Annotated in this window: 19 protein-coding genes and 1 pseudogene; 14 read left to right on the top strand and 6 right to left on the bottom strand. The window is 43.0% G+C overall.

The genetic code is table 11. The annotated features are described in order from the left end of the window. Position 1 precedes the first annotated feature (1 nt). Both KDW03_RS08515 and KDW03_RS08520 read left to right on the top strand, forming a co-directional pair. Positions 2-1,093: a hypothetical protein gene (locus tag KDW03_RS08515; RefSeq protein ID WP_271434658.1), complete on the top strand. Its 1,092-nt coding sequence runs from the start codon at positions 2-4 to the stop codon at positions 1,091-1,093. Positions 1,094-1,095: 2 nt separating this feature from the next. Further along, positions 1,096-1,908: a hypothetical protein gene (locus tag KDW03_RS08520; protein ID WP_271434659.1), complete on the top strand. Its 813-nt coding sequence runs from the start codon at positions 1,096-1,098 to the stop codon at positions 1,906-1,908. Between the two features lie 3 nt (positions 1,909-1,911). On the opposite strand, the gene bcp is transcribed toward KDW03_RS08520, so the two are convergent. From bcp to KDW03_RS08545, 5 genes are read right to left on the bottom strand one after another with little or no spacing between them, the layout of a single operon-like run. Further along, the gene (gene bcp / locus KDW03_RS08525) at positions 1,912-2,361 is read right to left on the bottom strand and encodes a thioredoxin-dependent thiol peroxidase (protein ID WP_271434660.1); all 450 of its coding nucleotides are present in this window, start codon (positions 2,359-2,361) and stop codon (positions 1,912-1,914) included. An 18-nt stretch (positions 2,362-2,379) separates the two neighbouring features. Next, positions 2,380-3,330: a hypothetical protein gene (locus tag KDW03_RS08530; RefSeq protein WP_271434661.1), complete on the bottom strand. Its 951-nt coding sequence runs from the start codon at positions 3,328-3,330 to the stop codon at positions 2,380-2,382. Between the two features lie 44 nt (positions 3,331-3,374). After that, a complete protein-coding gene (locus KDW03_RS08535) occupies positions 3,375-3,947 on the bottom strand; it encodes an RDD family protein (protein ID WP_271434662.1) in 573 nt (190 codons plus the stop codon). Beyond that, complete coding sequence (locus KDW03_RS08540; RefSeq protein WP_271434663.1) at positions 3,940-4,827, bottom strand: phosphoribosylaminoimidazolesuccinocarboxamide synthase; 888 nt, start codon at positions 4,825-4,827, stop codon at positions 3,940-3,942. The genes KDW03_RS08535 and KDW03_RS08540 overlap by 8 nt, the downstream gene beginning before the upstream one ends. Before the next feature lie 9 nt (positions 4,828-4,836). Continuing rightward, entirely contained in the window at positions 4,837-5,937 is a 1,101-nt protein-coding gene (locus tag KDW03_RS08545; protein WP_271434664.1) for an Ldh family oxidoreductase, read from the bottom strand. A 173-nt stretch (positions 5,938-6,110) separates the two neighbouring features. Between KDW03_RS08545 and KDW03_RS08550 the strand changes: the two genes are divergently transcribed. From KDW03_RS08550 to KDW03_RS08570, 5 genes are all read left to right on the top strand, one after another. Continuing rightward, positions 6,111-6,335 carry a hypothetical protein gene (locus KDW03_RS08550; RefSeq protein ID WP_271434665.1) on the top strand — a complete coding sequence of 75 codons (225 nt, stop codon included), beginning with the start codon at positions 6,111-6,113 and terminating at the stop codon, positions 6,333-6,335. Further along, positions 6,316-6,627, top strand: a complete 312-nt coding sequence (locus KDW03_RS08555; protein WP_271434666.1) for a YbjQ family protein — start codon at positions 6,316-6,318, stop codon at positions 6,625-6,627. Before KDW03_RS08550 ends, KDW03_RS08555 begins: the two co-directional genes overlap by 20 nt. Positions 6,628-6,702: 75 nt before the next feature. After that, complete coding sequence (locus KDW03_RS08560) at positions 6,703-7,164, top strand: hypothetical protein (RefSeq protein WP_271434667.1); 462 nt, start codon at positions 6,703-6,705, stop codon at positions 7,162-7,164. A 16-nt stretch (positions 7,165-7,180) separates the two neighbouring features. Further along, positions 7,181-8,344 carry a tetratricopeptide repeat protein gene (locus KDW03_RS08565; protein ID WP_271434668.1) on the top strand — a complete coding sequence of 388 codons (1,164 nt, stop codon included), beginning with the start codon at positions 7,181-7,183 and terminating at the stop codon, positions 8,342-8,344. Positions 8,345-8,380: 36 nt separating this feature from the next. After that, positions 8,381-9,874 (top strand): hypothetical protein, encoded by a 1,494-nt coding sequence (locus KDW03_RS08570; protein ID WP_271434669.1) that lies wholly within the window; start codon positions 8,381-8,383, stop codon positions 9,872-9,874. Positions 9,875-9,935: 61 nt separating this feature from the next. Here KDW03_RS08570 and KDW03_RS08575 read toward each other — a convergent pair whose 3' ends face one another. After that, positions 9,936-10,376, bottom strand: a complete 441-nt coding sequence (locus KDW03_RS08575) for a hypothetical protein (RefSeq protein WP_271434670.1) — start codon at positions 10,374-10,376, stop codon at positions 9,936-9,938. Positions 10,377-10,548: 172 nt separating this feature from the next. Between KDW03_RS08575 and KDW03_RS12405 the strand changes: the two are divergent. From KDW03_RS12405 to KDW03_RS08615, 7 genes and pseudogenes are all read left to right on the top strand, one after another. Beyond that, a pseudogene (locus KDW03_RS12405) lies at positions 10,549-11,770 on the top strand (integrase catalytic domain-containing protein). 155 nt (positions 11,771-11,925) lie between these two features. Then, complete coding sequence (locus KDW03_RS08590; protein WP_271434673.1) at positions 11,926-12,585, top strand: nucleotide exchange factor GrpE; 660 nt, start codon at positions 11,926-11,928, stop codon at positions 12,583-12,585. A 15-nt stretch (positions 12,586-12,600) separates the two neighbouring features. Next, positions 12,601-14,493, top strand: coding sequence for a molecular chaperone DnaK (gene dnaK, locus KDW03_RS08595; RefSeq protein ID WP_271434674.1), 1,893 nt, complete (start codon positions 12,601-12,603; stop codon positions 14,491-14,493). A gap of 129 nt (positions 14,494-14,622) precedes the next feature. Next, on the top strand, positions 14,623-15,699 hold the full coding sequence (gene dnaJ / locus KDW03_RS08600; RefSeq protein ID WP_271434675.1) for a molecular chaperone DnaJ: 1,077 nt from the start codon (positions 14,623-14,625) through the stop codon (positions 15,697-15,699). 92 nt (positions 15,700-15,791) lie between these two features. Then, positions 15,792-16,994 carry an SLC13 family permease gene (locus tag KDW03_RS08605; protein WP_271434676.1) on the top strand — a complete coding sequence of 401 codons (1,203 nt, stop codon included), beginning with the start codon at positions 15,792-15,794 and terminating at the stop codon, positions 16,992-16,994. Positions 16,995-17,614: 620 nt separating this feature from the next. Further along, complete coding sequence (gene hisF / locus KDW03_RS08610) at positions 17,615-18,385, top strand: imidazole glycerol phosphate synthase subunit HisF (RefSeq protein ID WP_271434677.1); 771 nt, start codon at positions 17,615-17,617, stop codon at positions 18,383-18,385. A 2-nt stretch (positions 18,386-18,387) separates the two neighbouring features. Further along, positions 18,388-19,284, top strand: coding sequence for an HAD-IA family hydrolase (locus KDW03_RS08615; protein WP_271434678.1), 897 nt, complete (start codon positions 18,388-18,390; stop codon positions 19,282-19,284).

Here is a 19,284-nt window from a genome sequence, read left to right on the forward strand (position 1 = left end):
GATGTCCTGGAAAAAATGGTTTGTTCTCTTGTGGGGGATGTGGGTTCTTCTGTGGGGACAAAGGACAGTGCTTGTCGACTCTCAGAAAAAGTACGAGGCACTTTATCAAAATATGATGCTCTCCGTGGAGTCACCTATCGTGACGGAAAATGCAATCATTTTTTTCTTTAAAGGGGATGCGGAGAGTGTGTCTGTGTCAGGGGATTTTAATCAGTGGGGGAAACCACTTCGGATGGAGATCACGAGGGGATCTCTTTTCTTTACGGAGGAGGATATACGCGATTATGTTGGTTTTATGAATGCACTTTACGATGAAAAGAACCAACTTTCTCGATATCTTATGGAAAAATTTTCCAAGAAAACCCACACTATTATGAGAGAGCTCTCTATTCCTCTGACAAAAAATAAGAAACAAAAATATGCTTTTAGTGATTTGAAACAGTCCCTTATCCAGGACATGAATCAGATTATTCAGGGGCCTATTCTTTATAACCCTGTAATCTTTAAGGGTGTAAAACTCTCAGAAGAGACGCAAAGTATGCTCTCACGAAGTCTGAAGGAAAAGGAACGCTGGATCCTCAATCGTCGATTGATAGAAGAGGCTTACGCTGACTATATTGTGCCGAATAATTATCAGTTTATTCTCTGGGAGGTGCGCTGGACAAATCGGCTTGCCCCCGGACGTTATCGTTATCGTCTCATGGTTGATGGGGTTTGGATATCTGATCCCTATAATACTCAAAAAGTTGTTGATATGACCGGGGTAGAATTCTCATATTTTGATCTGGATAGGGAGTTTTTACCAAATGTGCGGTATCCCTTAAAGGTTTCCAATCATGTTTATCGTTTTTATTACAAGGATGATGAGGCGAAAACGGTGTCGTTAGTTGGGGATTTTAATAACTGGGATCCTTACAGTTTGCCTATGGTATACAAGGGAGCGGGAGAATATGAGATAGAGGTAAAACTCAGGCCAGGCATACATGTGTACTGTTTTGTTGTTGATGGGAAGTGGGTTCCTGATCCGCAGAACAGGTATCAATACAGTGATCTGGCAAAAAATACGGTAAATCTCTTGTGGGTGGAGGAGTAATCATGCTCAAAGACGCTTTTGTTGAGTCTTTTTCCCGTTTATGGAACAAGCTTGGGCACAGCTGGGTAGTGACGCTTGTTGCAGCTGTTAATCCGGTGTTCTTCTGGATGGTGTTTCAGATTCTCTGGATAATGACGGGGCATATGCCAAAAAATGAGGGGGAGATGGCTTTTCTTCTTGTGGCGTGGCTAACGGCAAGTTTGATAGTTCATGTCTTTCCCACAAGCTTTGCGGCTCTGGAGTACCTTCGAGGTGTGTATGATCTTGATGTGGTCTATCTGAGAAGTTTTTTTCAGGATTATGGAAAAGCGTTTCTCAAAACCTTTTTGCGTTCGATACAGCTTTTTGTGGTATTTGGTGTTTTAGGGATTATGATAGGGTATGCGCTTGTTTTTTATGGGAGTGTGTTGGAGAGTCCCGTGGTGAGAATGGTCTTTGTGGGAGGGCTTTTCTGGGTTTTTGTAGCAGTGTCTCTCGCAGAGTTTGTCATGATGCCTATGTTTTTATATAACCCACGTCTTTCTTTTTTTAAGGCTTTTTCGTATGGCATACGCTTTGCTTTTGCTGAGGTTCCCATGGTTGGGATCATGGCTTTTTTGGATGCTGTGGTCTTTTTTCTTCTTTCTATGGGGTATGGGTTCGCTCTTCTTACCTATTATCTTTTTGGGCTTCATTTCAGGCTTTCGGTGTACAAACAGCTTCAGAAACGATATCTCCAGAAACAGGAGGAATCGTTTCCTGAAAGTGAGGCTTTTTCACAGGCGTGGAAGGATCTTCTCCATTCTCGAAAACAAAAACAGCAAAAGGATCAGTAAACTCTACAAAAGGGCAAGAATCTCTTCGGCGTGTTTTTCTGGAGAAACCTTGGGGAAAACGGCAATGATAGTGCCGTGTTCGTCAATCACATAGGTGGAACGTATGATACCAGGAAAAACTTTGCCGTACATCTTTTTCTCTCCCCAAGCTCCGTAGGTTTTAAGGACACTATGGTCGGGATCACTTGCGAGGTAGAAAGGGAGGTTGTACTTTTTCTTAAACTTTTGATGGGAGTCAACGCTATCTGCACTGATGCCGATGACTACCGCACCTTTGGCAAGGATCTGGTCGTATACATCTCGAAAACCGCAAGCCTCTTTGGTACAGCCAGGGGTGTCATCCTTGGGATAGAAGTACAATACCACCTTTTTGCCCTGGAACTGAGAGAGGGAAATCTCCCCTTCTGTGGTCTGGAGATGAAAATCAGGGGCTTTTTCTCCTTTTTGAAGCATATAAACCTCCTTATTTTTTTATATCTCTAAAGTAGCAAGTATAGCAATCTTTTTGAGATACCAGTATTGAACAATCTCGGTGTTGATGCGTCTTTCGGTGAGGAGAATATTTTCACCATAGCCTTCTTGATAAGCGGGAGTATTTCCCCACTCGAGTTTGAGCTTGATGGAGAAAAACTGTTTCCCTACTCCCCAGATGGTGCCAAATTTGACTATCGGTAGATCTGATCCCCATCCACCTTGATTTACTGGCGATACACTGTAGTGTTGGATATCCCAATCTCCCTCTCCATAGAGGGAAATCTCTTTGAGAAATAATGGAAGATGCAAGGTTAGCATTCCGCTAGTCATGAATCGGAAGTACTTCAGGTTATCTCCTTGGTTTTCGTACAACCAGATATCACTGTCACTCTTCGTTCCAAGAAAGTAGCGGTAGTAGAGGTTTTGCGCGAGCGTCAAGGAGAGTGTTCTTTCGATAAGAAAACCTTGGAAAGTTGTGCCAAGAGCTGCTTTGAAGTACATTTTGGTGAAGGTTTCTTTGGAATATACGTTGTCTTTGATGGATGAGTCGTAGAAGTTGGAGGCGATACCGATACCATTTCCAAAGATTTTATCATGCCATCCTGTCCCAAAAGTGAGGGTAAAGGGTACGGAAAGCTGGATGCCAAACAGGTCTTCTAAAACACAGATCAGCCCGAGTTGGGAATTCACCGAGATAGGGGAAATATTGGCGGCAATACGGGTCCTCCATATATCCTGTTTCTCTTGATAAAAAATTTCTGTTTTATATAGGGGGTGAAGTTCTGGAGTATTCGCTGTAGCAACCTTTTCTCCTTGATACGTGAGAAGTATCCCAAACCTTGAGTTACCTCCTACCTTGAACCCAAAGTCATCGAGAATCATCTGAGTCCATGCAATTCCGCTCAATAAAACCAAGCCAATACTAATACTGAGAATCCTTACTTTCATAACTTCCTCCTTTTCGTGGTTTTGATGTGGATGTTTCTTGATCTTCACGGGGGGATAAAAATCACAAATGTTTGACTAAAAAAGTCATGAAAACGCTGTTTAAATTGAGGGTTTATCATAAAAACAAAAGGTAGTGCCCAAAAACTCAAGCCTATGTAAAACCATATAAAACGAATGATACAGGCCCCCCATGAAAGTAAAAAGGGGTTTTCTGGAGAGCTTGCTTCTGAGGTACCGGGCAAGATTTGGATGTTAAAGATCTTGGCCCCTAGTGTTTGTCCATAGGCTTTCCAAAACAGGATAAAATACGAAGCCCAGAGGATGATTTCAAAAATCTGGTATATGGGACTGTTTTCCTGGTAAAGAGTGAAGGAAATAGTTGAGACAAACTTTATATATTCTTTCATACTTTGTTCATCTATGATGGGATGATTTGCGAGATATCCCATGATAAGTTCTTGTTGAGAGAGATAAAAAACAAACGAGAAAAACAGTTTCAAAAGTAAGCCATCAACCAGAAAGGCAGCGATTCTACGCCATGTTGGGGCAATCGGAATACTTTTTGGAGGCTTTGGTTCTTCTATGTTGGGGATTGCAGTAAATTTTTTCTCACTCACGGCATACCTTCTCTATGATCGTTTCGATGGTTTTGTATTTTTCGTGGGTTTTGGTGATAATATCCTCTGGAAGAGGGGGAGCGGGGGGTTTTTTGTTCCACTTGATGGCAGTGAGATAGTCCCTCAAGAACTGCTTATCATAACTTGCAGGACTTTTTCCTTCTTTGTAGGTTGCCTGATCCCAGTAACGCGAGGAGTCCGGTGTTAATACCTCATCGATAAGAATAAGACGGTTGTGGTCATCAAGTCCGAATTCAAACTTGGTGTCGGCAAGGATGATCCCATGGGGAAGAAGTTTCTCGTAGGCCATACTGTAAAGGGAAAGAGAGATTTCTTGGACTTGTCTAGCAAGATTCGTATCCCCGAGTTGATGCTCAAATTCTCCGACCGTGATATTGATATCGTGTCCGGTGTCTTCTTTGGTGGCAGGAGTAAAAATAGGGGTAGGGAGTTTGCCGGCAAGTGGAAGATCTGAAGGAAGTTTGTGTCCTGCCACACTTCCCGTTTTTTGATACTCTTCGTACACACTTCCAAAAAGATATCCCCGTACAACACACTCAAAGGGGAGTCTTTTCAGTTTTCGGACAATCATAGAACGTTCGGGAATACCTGGCATATCCGCAAGTTGAGGGAGTTTTTTGGTGATTTCTCTGGTTATTATAGCGTTGGGGATGAAGTTAATTATGTCAAACCAGAGGAGTGAGATATGATTGAGGATACGTCCCTTTTCAGGGATCCCTTCGTTAAAGACGACATCAAAGGCTGAAATACGATCAGTGGTTACCATGAGCCATTCTTCGTCACTGATAGCATAGATGTCACGCACTTTGCCCTGGTAGATAAGAGGGAGAAAGGAGATAGCAGATTGGGTTATGGTCATACATGCTCCTTATATGTTTTCAAATGGGAAGGTATACGGGAGTTTGAACTTATCCCGAAGGCTGAGGATGTCTTTTTTCTCCTCTTCGTCGATGGGAATACCATTGACCAGTCGGTCTTGCATAATTTCATATTCTTTTTCTCCAGCTGTGTAAATGCGGCTGCAACCCGGAGCTTTTTTGGATGCTCGCAGGGCCCTGAGAATATCTCCCGTGGTCTTTTTGAAGCTTGGGAGGTCGGTAAAAGCCTCGACATTGATGGCTATGAAAAAATGCCCGAGGCGATAGGGAACCTTTTGGCCGTTTTCAAATCCACTTAAAGCCTTAAGAAAAGCCCCCTGTTGTAAAGCGGCAGAGAGAATTTCCACCACGGTTGCATAGCCATAGCCTTTGTAACCGCCCATTTCTTCTCCCATTCCCCCAAGAGGAAGAAGAGCCGCTTTGCCCTTTACAAGATCATCAAGCACTTCATGGGGGTTGGTTTTGCTTGTTCCGTCTTCACTGATTACCCATCCTTGAGGAAGGGGTTTATTGAGACGAGCGTACACCTCGATTTTTCCTCGTTGGGTGATAGAGGTGGCACAGTCCAGCATAAAGGGAAAGGCCTCATCGGTAGGAATACCAAAGGTAAGAGGGTTGGTTCCCAGCATGTTTTCTACCCCGAAGGTGGGAGCAATCGAGGGACGAGCATTGGTCCCTGTGATGCCTATCATGCCTTCGGCAGCAGCCATACGCACATAGTATCCCGCAATTCCGTAGTGGTTTGAGTTCCTTACGGCAACCATTCCCATCCCGTAGGTTTTTGCTTTCTGAATAGCAAGTTCCATGGCGTGTTTGGCAATCACCTGCCCCATTCCATTATGCCCATCAATAACAGCAGTCGTTGGGGTTTCTTTGATTACTTCAATTGTGGTGGCAGGAGAAATCTGTCCGGCCAGGATTCTATCAATGTAGATGGGTTTTAAACGACCTATTCCATGAGAGTCAATACCCAAAAGATCAGCGGTAATGAGAACCTCAGCACATGTATCTGCATCTTGTTCAGGAACACCTACAGCGATAAAACTATCCTTCATAAACTGACGAAGTGTTTCATGGGGAAGTCTGAGCATGATTTTCTCCTTGTGTAAAAGGTAATTTAGTATAAAGAGCTTAAGAGTTTTTTGCAATAAAAGAAAAAGTCTCTCATAGTTTACAAGATATTGTGCTTAGAGACTTATGAAACATGTGTTTTTTTGTTTGAAAAAAATTTCTTCTTTCGTTACACTCTTTTGAGGAGGGTTCTATGAAGTATCTGATTTCTCTTTTTATTGTGCTTTTTGTAGGTGGTTTGATTGTGGGATATGCGGCATTTGTTGTGTGGGCGTTGTCTGTAGCTCAGATGCCCTGGTGGGGTATAGGGTTTGTATCTATGATTTTTCTTGTACTCATAGCAGGGCTCATCGTGGCCTTTTTTGCCAGAATAAAAGAAGTATCGAAGGAGGATAAAGATGATTATCGCAACTATTGATACCATTGAAGGGAAACAACTCGAAACACTCGGATTGGTGAGAGGTTCTATTGTGTATTCAAAGCACCTTGGAAAGGATATTGTGGCGGCTTTTAAGATGCTTTTAGGCGGGGAGGTTTTTTCTTATACGGAGATGCTCAATGAAGCAAGGGCAATTGCAACGAAGCGCATGGTGGAGGAGGCTGAGAAGCTTGGGGCAGACGCTATTGTCGGTATGCGGTACGCATCAGCTGCCGTCATGCAAGGGGCAGCGGAAATTGTGGCTTATGGTACGGCAGTAAAATTTCGCTAAAGATTGCACTTTTTTTTGTTGATAAACGTATATAAAATGTGGTACGTATATAGTGAGGAAAGGAGAAGATAAAATATGAAGCGGGTGATATTTTTGACAGTGTTTTTTTCAGGAATGATGTTAGCAAAACCTCTTACCTGGAATAAAAATATTGAATATATTATGGGGTTTTATGATGTGGGACTGAGTACCTCATTTACTTTTTATTATATTTCTTGGCTTTCCTGGCAACTTCCTACGATTCGGTGGAATCCTTTTGCCATGGTTATGACCTTTGAGACTTCGGTGAGGTATTTCCCTTTTTCTCAGTTTAATGTCTCTTTTTGGGTGTTTCATAGAGATGAGGTGAGTCCGTATCTCTTTACAGGAGTGAAGGTTCCTCATACCTTTCAGACAGTGGGTGTGCCTTTTGGGTTGGGTCTTCTCCAGAGATGGGGAAGTTTCTCTGTGCATGGGCGGGTGTATGGTGATTTTGTGATGGTTCCGATTTTTGATGCGACTTGGTCATTTGAATTAGCTGGAAGCTTTACGTTTTAGTACAGAGGAGGGTTGTATGCGTTTTCAAAAAGGTATTATTATAGGTGTAATAGTTCTGAGCATGAGTGGGTGTAACTTTTTTGAATGGTTAACACCTCCGATGAGTGGCATAAGTGCAGAGGAACTCATCTATCGGGGGGAGCAGTATTTTGAAAAGCAGGATTATACAAGTGCAGAAGAGAGTTTTTACCAGGCGATGCTAATAGATCCCAAATCAAGTAAGGCTAGACTGGGGTATGCACGAGCGCTTCTCTGGCAGGTGATTTATCCAGTGGCCAATATCGTGGCAGAAGAGGCTCATAAAAATGGGGATAATATCTATCAGGGGCTTCTTGCCTCCCTTAACAAGAATGAGTTTAAAGAAGCTCTTTTTGGAGGAGAGGTTCCTCTTTATCAGAAGATTATCGACGCTTTAGAGGGACCTAACGGTATCATTGGAAATCAGGGAGATGGAGTGATAACGGATGACAAGCTGGAACCCAATGTTATTTTATTGGTGGCCTATTTCAGTCTGATTTCTTTAAATCTTCTGGATTCCAATGGGGATAGGCAATTTCTTACTCCTCCGGATTATCTTCGTCTGCAAGGAAACGAGGTCACGTTTTCTCTTGATATCGATCGGATAGTAAGTAATGTGGTGGCTTCCACCGAGATTGATACAAGCTATACGGCGGATGATCTTATTAACACCCTGAAGGGATCTCATGATGCCTTGGAGGAGAGTTTGTCTCTTCTTCGGTTTTTGTATCTGAATATTGTCTATGTTGATGGGCTTCTCGGTTGTGTGATTCGACCATCCGCGTTTCTGAAACGTGTGTCCGCATCCTCTTCGGCTTATTCCAATCAGTATGATGAGATACGAGATGCGCTCACGAATCCATCGGCTTCTACATCTTATACCAATTCTTTGCAGATTTTGTACATTTTGCGGTATGCTCCTACGAATGTAGGGAGAGTTTTAAATGATCTTCACCACGTTCTCGTGGGAAGTTACGCTTATCAGAATCTTGGTGATTTTACTCCTAGTGTGTGGGGGAGTCATTCGGGAGGACTGAAGGCTTTTGGGGAGACTCTTTCGGGAACTTTGACAGAGGATGATGTAAGTAATGTGATTACCCAGATTACGAATGAGTATACCCCTGAGGAGATTTCAAATATTATAGCGGGTTTGCGATTATAAGGAGCACAAGATGAAGCGATATGTTTTTTTTTTCTTTTGTTTGTTATAGTTACACCTGGGTTTGGGGAGGGTATACCTTCCTCTTCTACCGCGTTCAAAGGCAATGTTACACTCTTTGACTATAGCTCTCCTTGGGCTGGACTCAATAATCCTGCTCTGATGACGGAGTATGGAGGATATCCGAATCCGTGGGTGTTTCGGACGTCTAGTACAAATCATCCTCAGTGGAAGGTGGGGAGGTTTTATCTTTTTTCCTCGTCGACAGCACTGGGTGTAAATACATCTTTTTATCAACTTCTTGAGGCATATCTCTACTTTTTGGCGTATGATTTGGATCCTTCAACTGCTTCTACCCTAAAAAATTGGCTTGATCCTATCGTTCCCTTTACAGGGGGGGCTTTTTCTACCGAAATGCTTGCTCACCCTACCAATGATTTTGAATACCTTCAAAAAGCGATGAATCTGGTGCTCTCGAATAGTTCAGCGGGGTTTTATTTTCGGGAAAGTTTTGGACTTTTTTCTCTTTTTCTTCCACTTGGAAATACAGGAAATGAAGTAGGGGTGCAGCCTGTTGTGGATCTTGAAAGCTATGGGAGTTTTACATCAGAGGAAAGTACTTTTTTTGTGTTCCGTGATCCGGAGGTTTCCTTTCTTCTTAAAACGGGGAGTGTTTTTTCGCTAGGACTTGGGCGATATGATTTGCCACTTATTGGCAATGTGATGGTTGGGGCAAGTGTAGGGGTTTATCCTTTTATGACGCGTATACGGTTCCAGAGTATTGAGGAAATGTACGACTATGGAGAAGCAGTTTCCAGCAATCAAAATGCTGCTCTTCAGTATGAAAATGTGAGGGTAGGCTGGGGAGCTGGTTTTGATGTTGGAGCCATAAAAAGAATAGACGAACAGTGGAGTATTGGCTTCAAGGCAGAAAATCTTCTTTCTCCTATTTTATGGAGATACAAAACAGAAAAGGGAGAGGAAAAATATGACTTTGATTGGATTCTGCCAAATATCGTAGCAGGAGTGCGTTATACTTATCCGATGGACAAACCTCTGAAGTTTTTTGTAAATGAGCCCTCGTTGTATATGGAGGTAGAGGATCTTCTCTATACGAAACCACTTGCGCTTCTTTCTAAGGTAAGGATGGGGGCTGATGTAAAGCTTTTGATGGATATACTTCAGGTAGGGGTGGGACTCAATCAAGGATACCCCACGGTAGGGGGAAAGGTGAATTTAACTCTCTGTTGGTTAAGGGATATGCCAGGTATGTCAGATTTTGTTTCGATTCTTTTGTGGCCTATAACGATGGGAAATCTGACAGCCTTTGTGACGTATTATGGGAAAGAATTGGGGCACTATCCCGGGCACAAGGACGCTCTGGGGTATGTGTTTGGACTTGAGTACTATCTTGAGTTTGGCGTTAATGGTCCTAGTCGCCAGATCCCTAAAGTCTCTTCTCCTACGGAAAAACAGACAGAGAACACCTCTTTGGTGGATCCCGTCTTTCTTGAGGATGCCCAGGAGAGATAAAAGGTTTCACATTGGATAATAAAAAAAGGGCGGTTTTCCGCCCTTTTTTATTATCAGGTACTTAAAAGAGATCTGGCTGAGAGAGATGGGTGTGCCACTCTCGTTCTCGAGAGAGAATACTCTGGATATCTTCCTTGAGAGCCTGGTCGTTTGTCTCATTGGCAAGGGTTTCGAAAAATTGGAGGACTTTTTGATGGGTGTTTATCCAGGTTTGCTGGACGTCTTGAAGAGAAAGCCCTTGTATTTTTTGGGAGATGGCGAAAATGTCGGCTACTTTTTCCTTGAGGTATGCCAGGGTCTCTTCGTTGTCAATGTACTGACAGATCTTTTGTTTGCGTTTTTTTTGTTTTTCCTCTCGAGCGTAAAAAACGAGGGTTTCTTCGAGAAACTTTTGTGTTTTTTCTGCGAGATTGTTATGAATAGTTAACTTGGTAAAGATTTGTTTTTCTTCTTCTTTGATAAGCCTTGCGATTTCAAAAAGTTCAATTTCTGAAAAATTCATAGGTACCTCCTTATTACATTGTAGTGGAGAGCTGAAAATCTGTCAAGTCATCGAATTGCTTCATAATAAAAGTACTCGAAAAGGGAACGCTATTGCAAAATAAAAAAGTACTCCAAATCTGTGTATAAAATAATCCAGTTCAAAGAACTGGAGGTAAAAGGTGGAGTTAGCGATGTTTGAAAGGAGACCTATTTACAGGGAAACGGCGAAAGAGTATCAAAAAGCCAGCAAAAAGGAAAAAATGGAGATACTGGATTATTTTGTGAGGATAACAGGTTTAAAAAACCGAAACTATGCCGCCAGGCTCTTGAGGCAGCACGGAAAAACCATATATGTAGGCAAAAAAAATTACCTTAAAGCCGATATAGCCAAAAAGGGCAAAAGACCTGGCAGAAAGAAAAAATTCGGCGAAGAAGAACTAAAACTTCTAAAAAAGGTCTGGGAAATTGAAAACTACATGTGTGGCAAACGTTTAAAGCCAATTTTAAATGAAGTTTTAGATAATCTCTTAGCAAACGGACATCTCCAGGGTTTTCAACAGGCTATAGAAAACTTGCGCCATATAAGTGCCTCAAGTATTGACCGACTTTTGAAACATGAGCGTAAAAAGCTTGAGATAAAAGGACGAAAAGGTACAAAGCCTGGAACGCTATTAAAGCAACAAATAGCTATACGCACGTGGGCAGAGTGGGATGAAAATTGCCCTGGTTTTATGGAGATTGATCTGGTAGCCCATGAGGGAGGAAATAGCCGGGGAGACTTTGCTCAAACATTAAATATGGTGGATGTTTGGAGCGGTTGGACAGAGCTTGTGGCAATCAAAAACAAAGCTTCAAAATGGGTAAGAGAAGCCATAGAAAAGTCAAAGGAAGACTTCCTTTGAGTTACGGGGAATTGATTCTGATACCGCGTTGAATTTATTAATCATCCTCTACGCGATTGGTGTGAGAAGCACCAGATAAAATTTACAAGGGGAGAAGCTCCCGTTCCAATGATAACTGCTACGTTGAGCAGAAAACTATTCCATAGTCCGCCAGAATGTTGGATACTTCCGCTACGATACCGAGGAAGAAGTCTACTACTTGAACCGACTCTATGCGTATCTCAGGCTTTATGCCAACTTTTTTCAACCGGTTATGAAAATGACAGAGAAAAAGAGAATCGGAAGCAAGGTGCAAAAGAAGCATGATGATATTAAAACTCCCTACCAACGGCTTTTAGAAAGCTCTTATGTAAGTGAGGCACAAAAGGAACGCCTAACAAGGCTTTATAAGGCTCTCGATTTGTTTCACCTAAGACAAAAAATTACGGCTTGCCAGAGAAAACTTTTCAGCCTTCAAAAGAAAAAGAATGTAAAAAACAAAAATTTGGAGGAAACTGTATGGAATTTTTGAGTACTTTTTTTTATGAGGCAATGATTCGAATTTCGAGTACTTTTTTATTTGACGCAACGGGTTTTTGGTTCATTTTGCAACATAGGAGGAAAAATTTGCCGATATGTGGATATTTTCGTTATATTTACGACAGAAAATCAACAAAAGGAGGAGTTATGGCTGAAGATCGCAAAATAGAAGATGAGCAGAATCCTGTTCCCCAGCCAGAGGAATTGCCATCTTCTCCCGAAGACGGAGAGAAAAATGGGAAAAAACATGAAGGAAAAGCTAAACATAAGCAGGAGAAAGAGGTGGAACTTTTAAGACAGGAAGTTGAAAAGCTCAAGCAGGAAAAGGCAAATCTTGAGGATGCGTATAAACGCAAGGTTGCAGAATTTGACAATTATAAAAAGCGTGTCCTTAAGGAAATGGAGGATATGAGGCTCCAGGCAAACAAGAAGCTCTTGCAGCATATTTTGCCGGTGTATGATAGTCTCTCACGTGCTGTTCTCACTCTTGAGAATACTTCGGTGGAGAGTCTTCGTCAGGGGATAAACATTATTTTTGCTGAGTTTAGCAAGGTGATGAATGATGCAGGGGTAAAACCTATCGAGTGTGTTGGACAGGAGTTCGACTATAGTCGTCATGAAGCTCTGATGATGGAAGAACGTGAGGATGTACCCTATGTGATGACGGTGATCCAGGAACTTGAAAAGGGGTATATGCTTGGTGAGGAGGTTCTCCGTCCAAGCAAGGTAAAGGTAGCCAAAAAGGTTACCAAACAGGATGCTTCAGAGAGTTCTGAAACATCCTCTCAGACAACAGAAAAAAATTAGCAGAAGGAGTATACTATGGCAGGAAAAGGAAGAGTCATCGGTATCGATCTTGGTACCACCAACTCAGTGGTTGCTGTTATTGAGAATGGTCAGCCTGTAGTGATCCCCAATCAAGAGGGCGCAAGAACCACTCCCTCAATTGTGGCTTTTACGGAGAAGGGAGAGGTGTTGGTAGGGCAACCAGCAAAGAACCAGATGATTACGAACCATGAGAACACTATTTATTCAGCGAAGCGTTTTATTGGGCGTCGTTACGAAGAGGCTCAGGGTGAAATCAAGATGGTGCCCTACAAAGTGAAACCCGGACCCCATGATGATGTTCGTTTTGTCACAAGAGCCGGGGAGTTTAGCCCTCAGGAGATTTCAGCTCGCGTGTTGATGAAACTGAAACAGGCGGCCGAGGATTATCTCGGGGAAAAGGTTGAACGTGCGGTGATTACGGTGCCAGCATATTTTAACGACTCTCAGCGTCAGGCTACCAAGGATGCTGGAACAATTGCGGGGCTTACAGTAGAGCGTATCATCAACGAACCGACAGCAGCAGCCCTTGCTTATGGTCTTGATAAAAAGAAAGAAGGGACCATAGCTGTTTACGATTTTGGTGGAGGTACGTTTGATATTTCTATCCTCGAGATTGGGGATGGAGTGTTTGAAGTGAAGGCAACGAACGGAGACACCCACCTTGGTGGAGATGACATTGACCATGCGCTCATGGACTATCTTATCCAGGAGTTCAAGAAGGAGACAGGTGTAGACCTCTATAAGGATCCGATTGCAGTTCAGCGTCTCAAGGATGCTGCTGAAAAGGCCAAAATTGAACTTTCGTCAAAGATGGAAACACAGGTCAACCTGCCTTATATTACGGCAGATGCCAGTGGTCCCAAGCATCTTCAGATGAATATTACCCGTGCTCAGCTTGAAAAACTTGCTAAACCTTTTGTGGATCGATCGATAGAGCCTTGTTTGCAGGTAATGAAGGATGCAGGTATCACTAAAGAGCAGATTGATGAGGTGATTCTCGTGGGTGGTATGACCCGTATGCCTCTCATCCAGCAAACCGTGAAAAATATTTTTGGGAAGGAGCCTTCCAAGGGAGTAAACCCTGATGAGGTAGTGGCTATTGGAGCAGCTATTCAGGGTGGTGTGTTGACCGGTGAGATGAACGATCTCTTGTTGCTTGATGTGACACCGCTGTCACTTGGTATTGAGACACTGGGTGGTGTGTTTACGGTACTTATTCCGAGAAACACGACGATCCCTACCAAAAAGTCTCAGATTTTCTCTACAGCCGAAGATAACCAAACAGCGGTTACAATCCATGTGCTTCAGGGAGAACGTCCGATGGCACGGGATAACCGTACTCTCGGAATGTTTACGTTGGATGGTATTCCTCCGGCAAGACGCGGTGTACCTCAGATTGAGGTGACATTTGATATTGATGCCAATGGTATTCTTCATGTAACCGCTAAGGATCTGGGTACCCAGAAGGAACAGAAGATCCGTATCGAGGCTTCTAGTGGTTTGAATGAAGAGGAAATAAAACGCATGCAAGAAGAGGCTCAAAAGTATGCAGAACAAGACAGGAAAGCTCGTGAGCTTATAGAACTGAAGAACCAGGCAGATTCTCTTGTCTATAGTCTTGAGAACTTTCTCAGTGAAAATGGTGACAAGGTGCCTGCAGGAGAGAAAGCCCAGGTGGAAGAAGCTATAAGAGAAGTAAAAGAAGCTATTAAGACGGACGATGAGGCTCGTATAAAGTCCGCTATGGAAAACCTCCAAAAGAAATCTCAAAAGATTGGTGAAATGATCTATAAGTCTCAGGGTGCTCAGACACACAGTGAAACACAATCCTCTGGTAATGGTGGAGATGAAAAGGTTGTAGACGCGGAAATTGTAGACGACAAGTAAGTGTAAAAGAGAAAAATTGGCTCTGGCAGCCCGGTTAGCCGGGTTGCGGCCTTTTTGACGATGGATTTTCCATCGGTTGTCTTTATATGAGTGTATATTTTCAAAAAGTTAACTATGAGGTGATGAACGATGGCAGAAAAGGATTATTATCATATTCTTGGTGTTCCCAGGAATGCTTCCCAGGAGGAGATTAAGAAGGCCTACCGTAAACTGGCTATGCAATATCACCCTGACAAGAATTCTGGAAATAAAGAAGCCGAAGAAAAGTTTAAGGAAATTACGGAAGCTTATGAAATTTTGTCCGATCCGGAAAAAAGAAAACTCTATGATCAGTACGGGTCGGCTGCTTTTGGACAGCAGGGAGGATTTGGCGGGGCTGGTGGATTTGATTTCGAGGATATTTTTGGTACCGGCGGATTTGAGGATATTTTTGAATCTTTCTTTGGAGGAGGGACTCGTCGTTCTCGACGGGGTAATGTGAACCGGGGAGGGGATATTCGGGCTGACCTTACCCTGGAACTTAAGGATATTCTGGAAGAAAAGACACTCAAGATTAAAGTGAGAAGAAAAGAGATTTGTGAGGTTTGTCATGGGACAGGGAGTCGTAGTGGAAACCAGTCAACGACCTGTCCTACCTGTGGGGGAACAGGGGCTGTGCGTGTGGCTCAGGGGTTTTTCTCAATTTCGACAACATGTCCCCAGTGTCACGGAACAGGTCGCGTGATCTCGGATCCCTGTGCGGCTTGTCGAGGAGAAGGTACAGTAGAAAAGGAAAGTATCATCTCTATCCGTGTACCGGCTGGTATTGAGGATGGGATGAAGCTCCGTGTTCCTGGTGAAGGTGACATGGGACGTCATAATGGTCCACGAGGGGATCTCTATGTCGTGATTCATGTTCGTAATACAACGGATTTTCGTCGTGAAGGAAGCGACCTTTACGGTAAAGTGTATATTAGTTTCCCACGAGCGGTATTTGGTGGCGTGGTGGAAGTGGCTACACTTACGGGGAAAAAGAAGATTTCTATACCCGCAGGTGTACAATCAGGGCATATGATACGTTTGAGACATGAAGGACTACCTGACATTCGTACAGGAGAAAGGGGTGATCTCTATTTTGAGGTGATTGTGAAGATTCCTAAGAATCCTTCATTTAGAGAAAAAGAAATCTTACGTGAATATGCGAAAGTAATCGGAGAAGAGATATAAACTATGAGAACCTCCGGGTAATACCGGGGGTTTTCTTTGTGAAAAAGAGGTAAGCATGATTTCTTTTCTTGCTTTGGGATTTGTTTTTTTTTATGATGATGGTTCGCAAAGTGGGAAGTTTTTGGTTGGAACTCTGGCAGATTATGGGTATTGGTGCCCTTGTGGTCCTTGTTACAAGACAGATTTCACTTAGAAATGCTTTTTTGGCTATTAATTGGGAGGTTATGCTGTTTCTTTTCACGATGTTTATTATCGGCGCAGCAATGGAAGAGAGTGGTTATCTCTCCCACCTCACCTATGAGATATTTAAAAAAGCAAAGTCTACCGATGGGCTTATTCTTCGTATTTTGTTTGTTATGGGGTTAGGGTCAGAGTTTTTGATGAACGATACTTTGGCTATCATTGGAACACCGGTGGTGCTTCATCTTGCCAAAAAGCATCGTCTTAAACCTTCTTTTCTTCTTCTTACGTTAGCGTTTGCCGTGACGATCGGAAGTGTGATGAGTCCTTTAGGAAATCCACAGAATTTTCTTATCGCGAGTGAAGGTCATATCTCTTATGCGGTCTTAAGATTTCTGGAATACCTGGCTTTGCCTACCCTGTTGAATCTTGTGGTGGCGTATGGCATACTTCGTTTGATGTATCGGGATCAGTTTCATCGGGAAGATCCCCTCGTTCATTCTCAAGAACCTGTGCATGACAGGCAGCTCGCTCGACTTTCGCAGTGGTCTCTGGGGGTTCTCTTGGGAGGAGTAGCTATCAAGGTGGTTTTATCTTTATTGCCGGGAGGGTATGAGATTCCGCTTGTTGGCATTACTATGGTGGCGAGTCTTCCTCCTCTTCTGTTTAGTCGGAGGAGGAAAAAACTGCTTCGTCGTTTAGATTGGCATACGCTTGTTTTTTTTATGGCAATGTTTGTTTTGATGCGGAGTGTGTGGAATACAGGGGTTTTTCAAACATGGATGAGTGTTTTGCCTGTATCGGCTCTTTCTCCTTTGATGATTGGAGGGGTAAGTGTTTTGGGGAGTCAGATTCTTTCGAATGTTCCTCTTGTGGCATTGTATCTTCCTCTTCTTGTATCGGCGGGAGGGGGAGTCAGAGAGATGATGATACTGGCGGCAGGCAGTACCATTGCGGGAAACCTCACGGTGCTTGGGGCAGCAAGTAATGTGATTATTCTGCAAAATGCTGAAAAACGAGTGGGAGAGACGGTTTCTTTCTGGGAGTTTTTGAGGTCTGGGGTTCCGTTGACTCTTTTGAATGTGCTGGTATATGCCATATTTTTGAAGGGGTAAGGTTTGGGCCTTGGAGACAGTGTTTCGAGAAAGTTGCATTGGATACTTTTCTTAATTGGAGGGGAAAAAGCTCTTTCCCTGTTGCAGTGAGAACGTGGTTTTTAATAGTTGTTTCCTTGTTTCAGGCAAAAAATTCTTGCTATTACCTTTTTGCAGTGAGCGTGAAAACCGAAAGCTATTACCTTATCGCAGTGAGAGAAACTCTTGCTCTTTCTTTGTTGCAGCGGGAAAAATTTCCAGCTATTACTTTTTCACAGTGTTAAACCATCCGATAAAGCTGCAAAAGGGTAATAGCTTATGTGAAAGATTTCAGGTTAAGCGTTTAACTAATATATCCCTTTGTACACTTTCAAGTGCTTGAAGATTTGCTCTTACCTAATTACAGCAATGTTGTCTTTACATTTTTCCTGCAACAGGGAAAGAGCTACCCCCACTTCCTGCAACAGGGAAAGAGCAAAAATACTTTTTTTCCTGTAAAAAGGTAATAGCATATCTTTGGAGAGTAAGCTCGAGTGCTATGGTGAAAAGGTGCCTTAAAGTGCTTTTATTTTCTGTATAAGAAACACACGCTCTTTTTGATTTTTTTCTGTTGTTTCTGTAAACTAACGTTGGGAGGATTTATGTATGCCAAACGGATTATTCCGTGTCTGGATATTCACCAGGGTCGAGTGGTGAAGGGAGTCAAGTTTCAAAACCTTAGAGATGCTGGCGATCCCGTGGAGAATGCTCGTTTTTATGATGAGGCTGGAGCAGATGAACTCGTCTTTCTTGACATCTCAGCAACCCATGAAAATAGAGGGATTATGGTAGATGTGGCTAGAGCTGTTGCCAGAGAGGTTTTTATTCCTTTTACTATTGGTGGTGGTATACGAACACTTGACGATATACGGGATATTCTTCTGGCCGGGGCGGACAAGGTTTCTATCAACTCCATGGCGGTGAGAAATCCTGAGTTTATTTCCCAGGCATCGAAACGTTTTGGATCTTCAACCATTGTGGTTGCTATTGATGTGAAACAGGTAACTGAGGGAAAATGGAATGTATTTATTAGTGGTGGGAGAATTGATACTGGACTTGATGCTATAGAATGGGCAAAAGAAGTGTGTGAGAGAGGGGCTGGAGAGATTTTGTTAACATCAATGGATAAGGATGGGACAAAAGATGGGTATGATCTTGAGATTACACGTCGAATTGCTGAAAGTGTAAGTGTCCCTGTGATTGCCTCTGGGGGTGCAGGGAAAAAAGAGGATTTTCTTGATGTTTTTCAAAAAACCTCGGTAAGTGCTGCTCTTGCGGCATCTCTTTTTCATTTTCGTGAACTGGATATTACGGAACTCAAGCGTTACCTCTCTGAAAATGGGATAACCGTGAGACTGGATTATACGGAGTAAGTATGGTTCGATATGCTGCTATCATCTGGGATATGGATGGAACATTGGTAGATAGCTTGCCGGTAATCTATGAGGCTTTTTCGAAAATGCTCGTTCGTTTTGGACGGGAGCCTGTTTCCAGGGAATGGATGAAAAAGCGAATTGGTTTTCCATTTCGGGAAACAATGGAGGTGGTGGGGCTGGGGGAGGATGCTATTCAATATTATCGAGAGGTGTATTTTTCTCTCTGGGAGAAACACAAACCTTTTGAGGGGATAGAGGCAGTGCTTGCCGAACTGTACGGCAAAATACCTATGGTGATAGTTTCAAATAAAAGCCGGGAAGGTATTCAACGAACACTCTCTCCCTGGAATGGAGAACGTTGGTTTGACCTGATTGTTTCCGAGAATGATGTGACACATCCCAAACCTCATCCTGAGGCTTTTGAATTGGTGAAACGTTTTTGGAAAGAGCAGGGAAAGCCTCTTGAAGGAAAGGATGTGCTCATGGTTGGTGATACAGAGATTGATGAGACTTTTGCGAAGAATGTGGGGATGGAGTTTGCCTATGCACGTTGGGGGTATGGAGAGGTGAATGCCCCCGATTATATTCTCAAAAAACCTTCTGATCTGATACAAATCGTGGGATGGGATGAGGAGTTGCCCCTGTGTAATGGACCTGAGTTAGACCTTCATGGTTTTGCTTCTCAAGATGTATCCCGTGTAGTGAAAACGTATCTTGATGAGGCATATAGAAAGGGTTATACCATGGTGCGTGTGATTCCTGGGAAAGGGAAAAGTGTGCGAAAGCAACAGGTGGCCAAGATTCTTCAAGAACATCCGTTGGTGAAAGATTTCAGGGAATCTCATCCAATGTGGGGTGGATGGGGTTCGTATGACGTTTTTTTAAAAGGGGAATAG

It is taken from the genome of Thermospira aquatica (assembly GCF_023525255.1).
Lineage (GTDB): Bacteria > Spirochaetota > Brevinematia > Brevinematales > Thermospiraceae > Thermospira > Thermospira aquatica.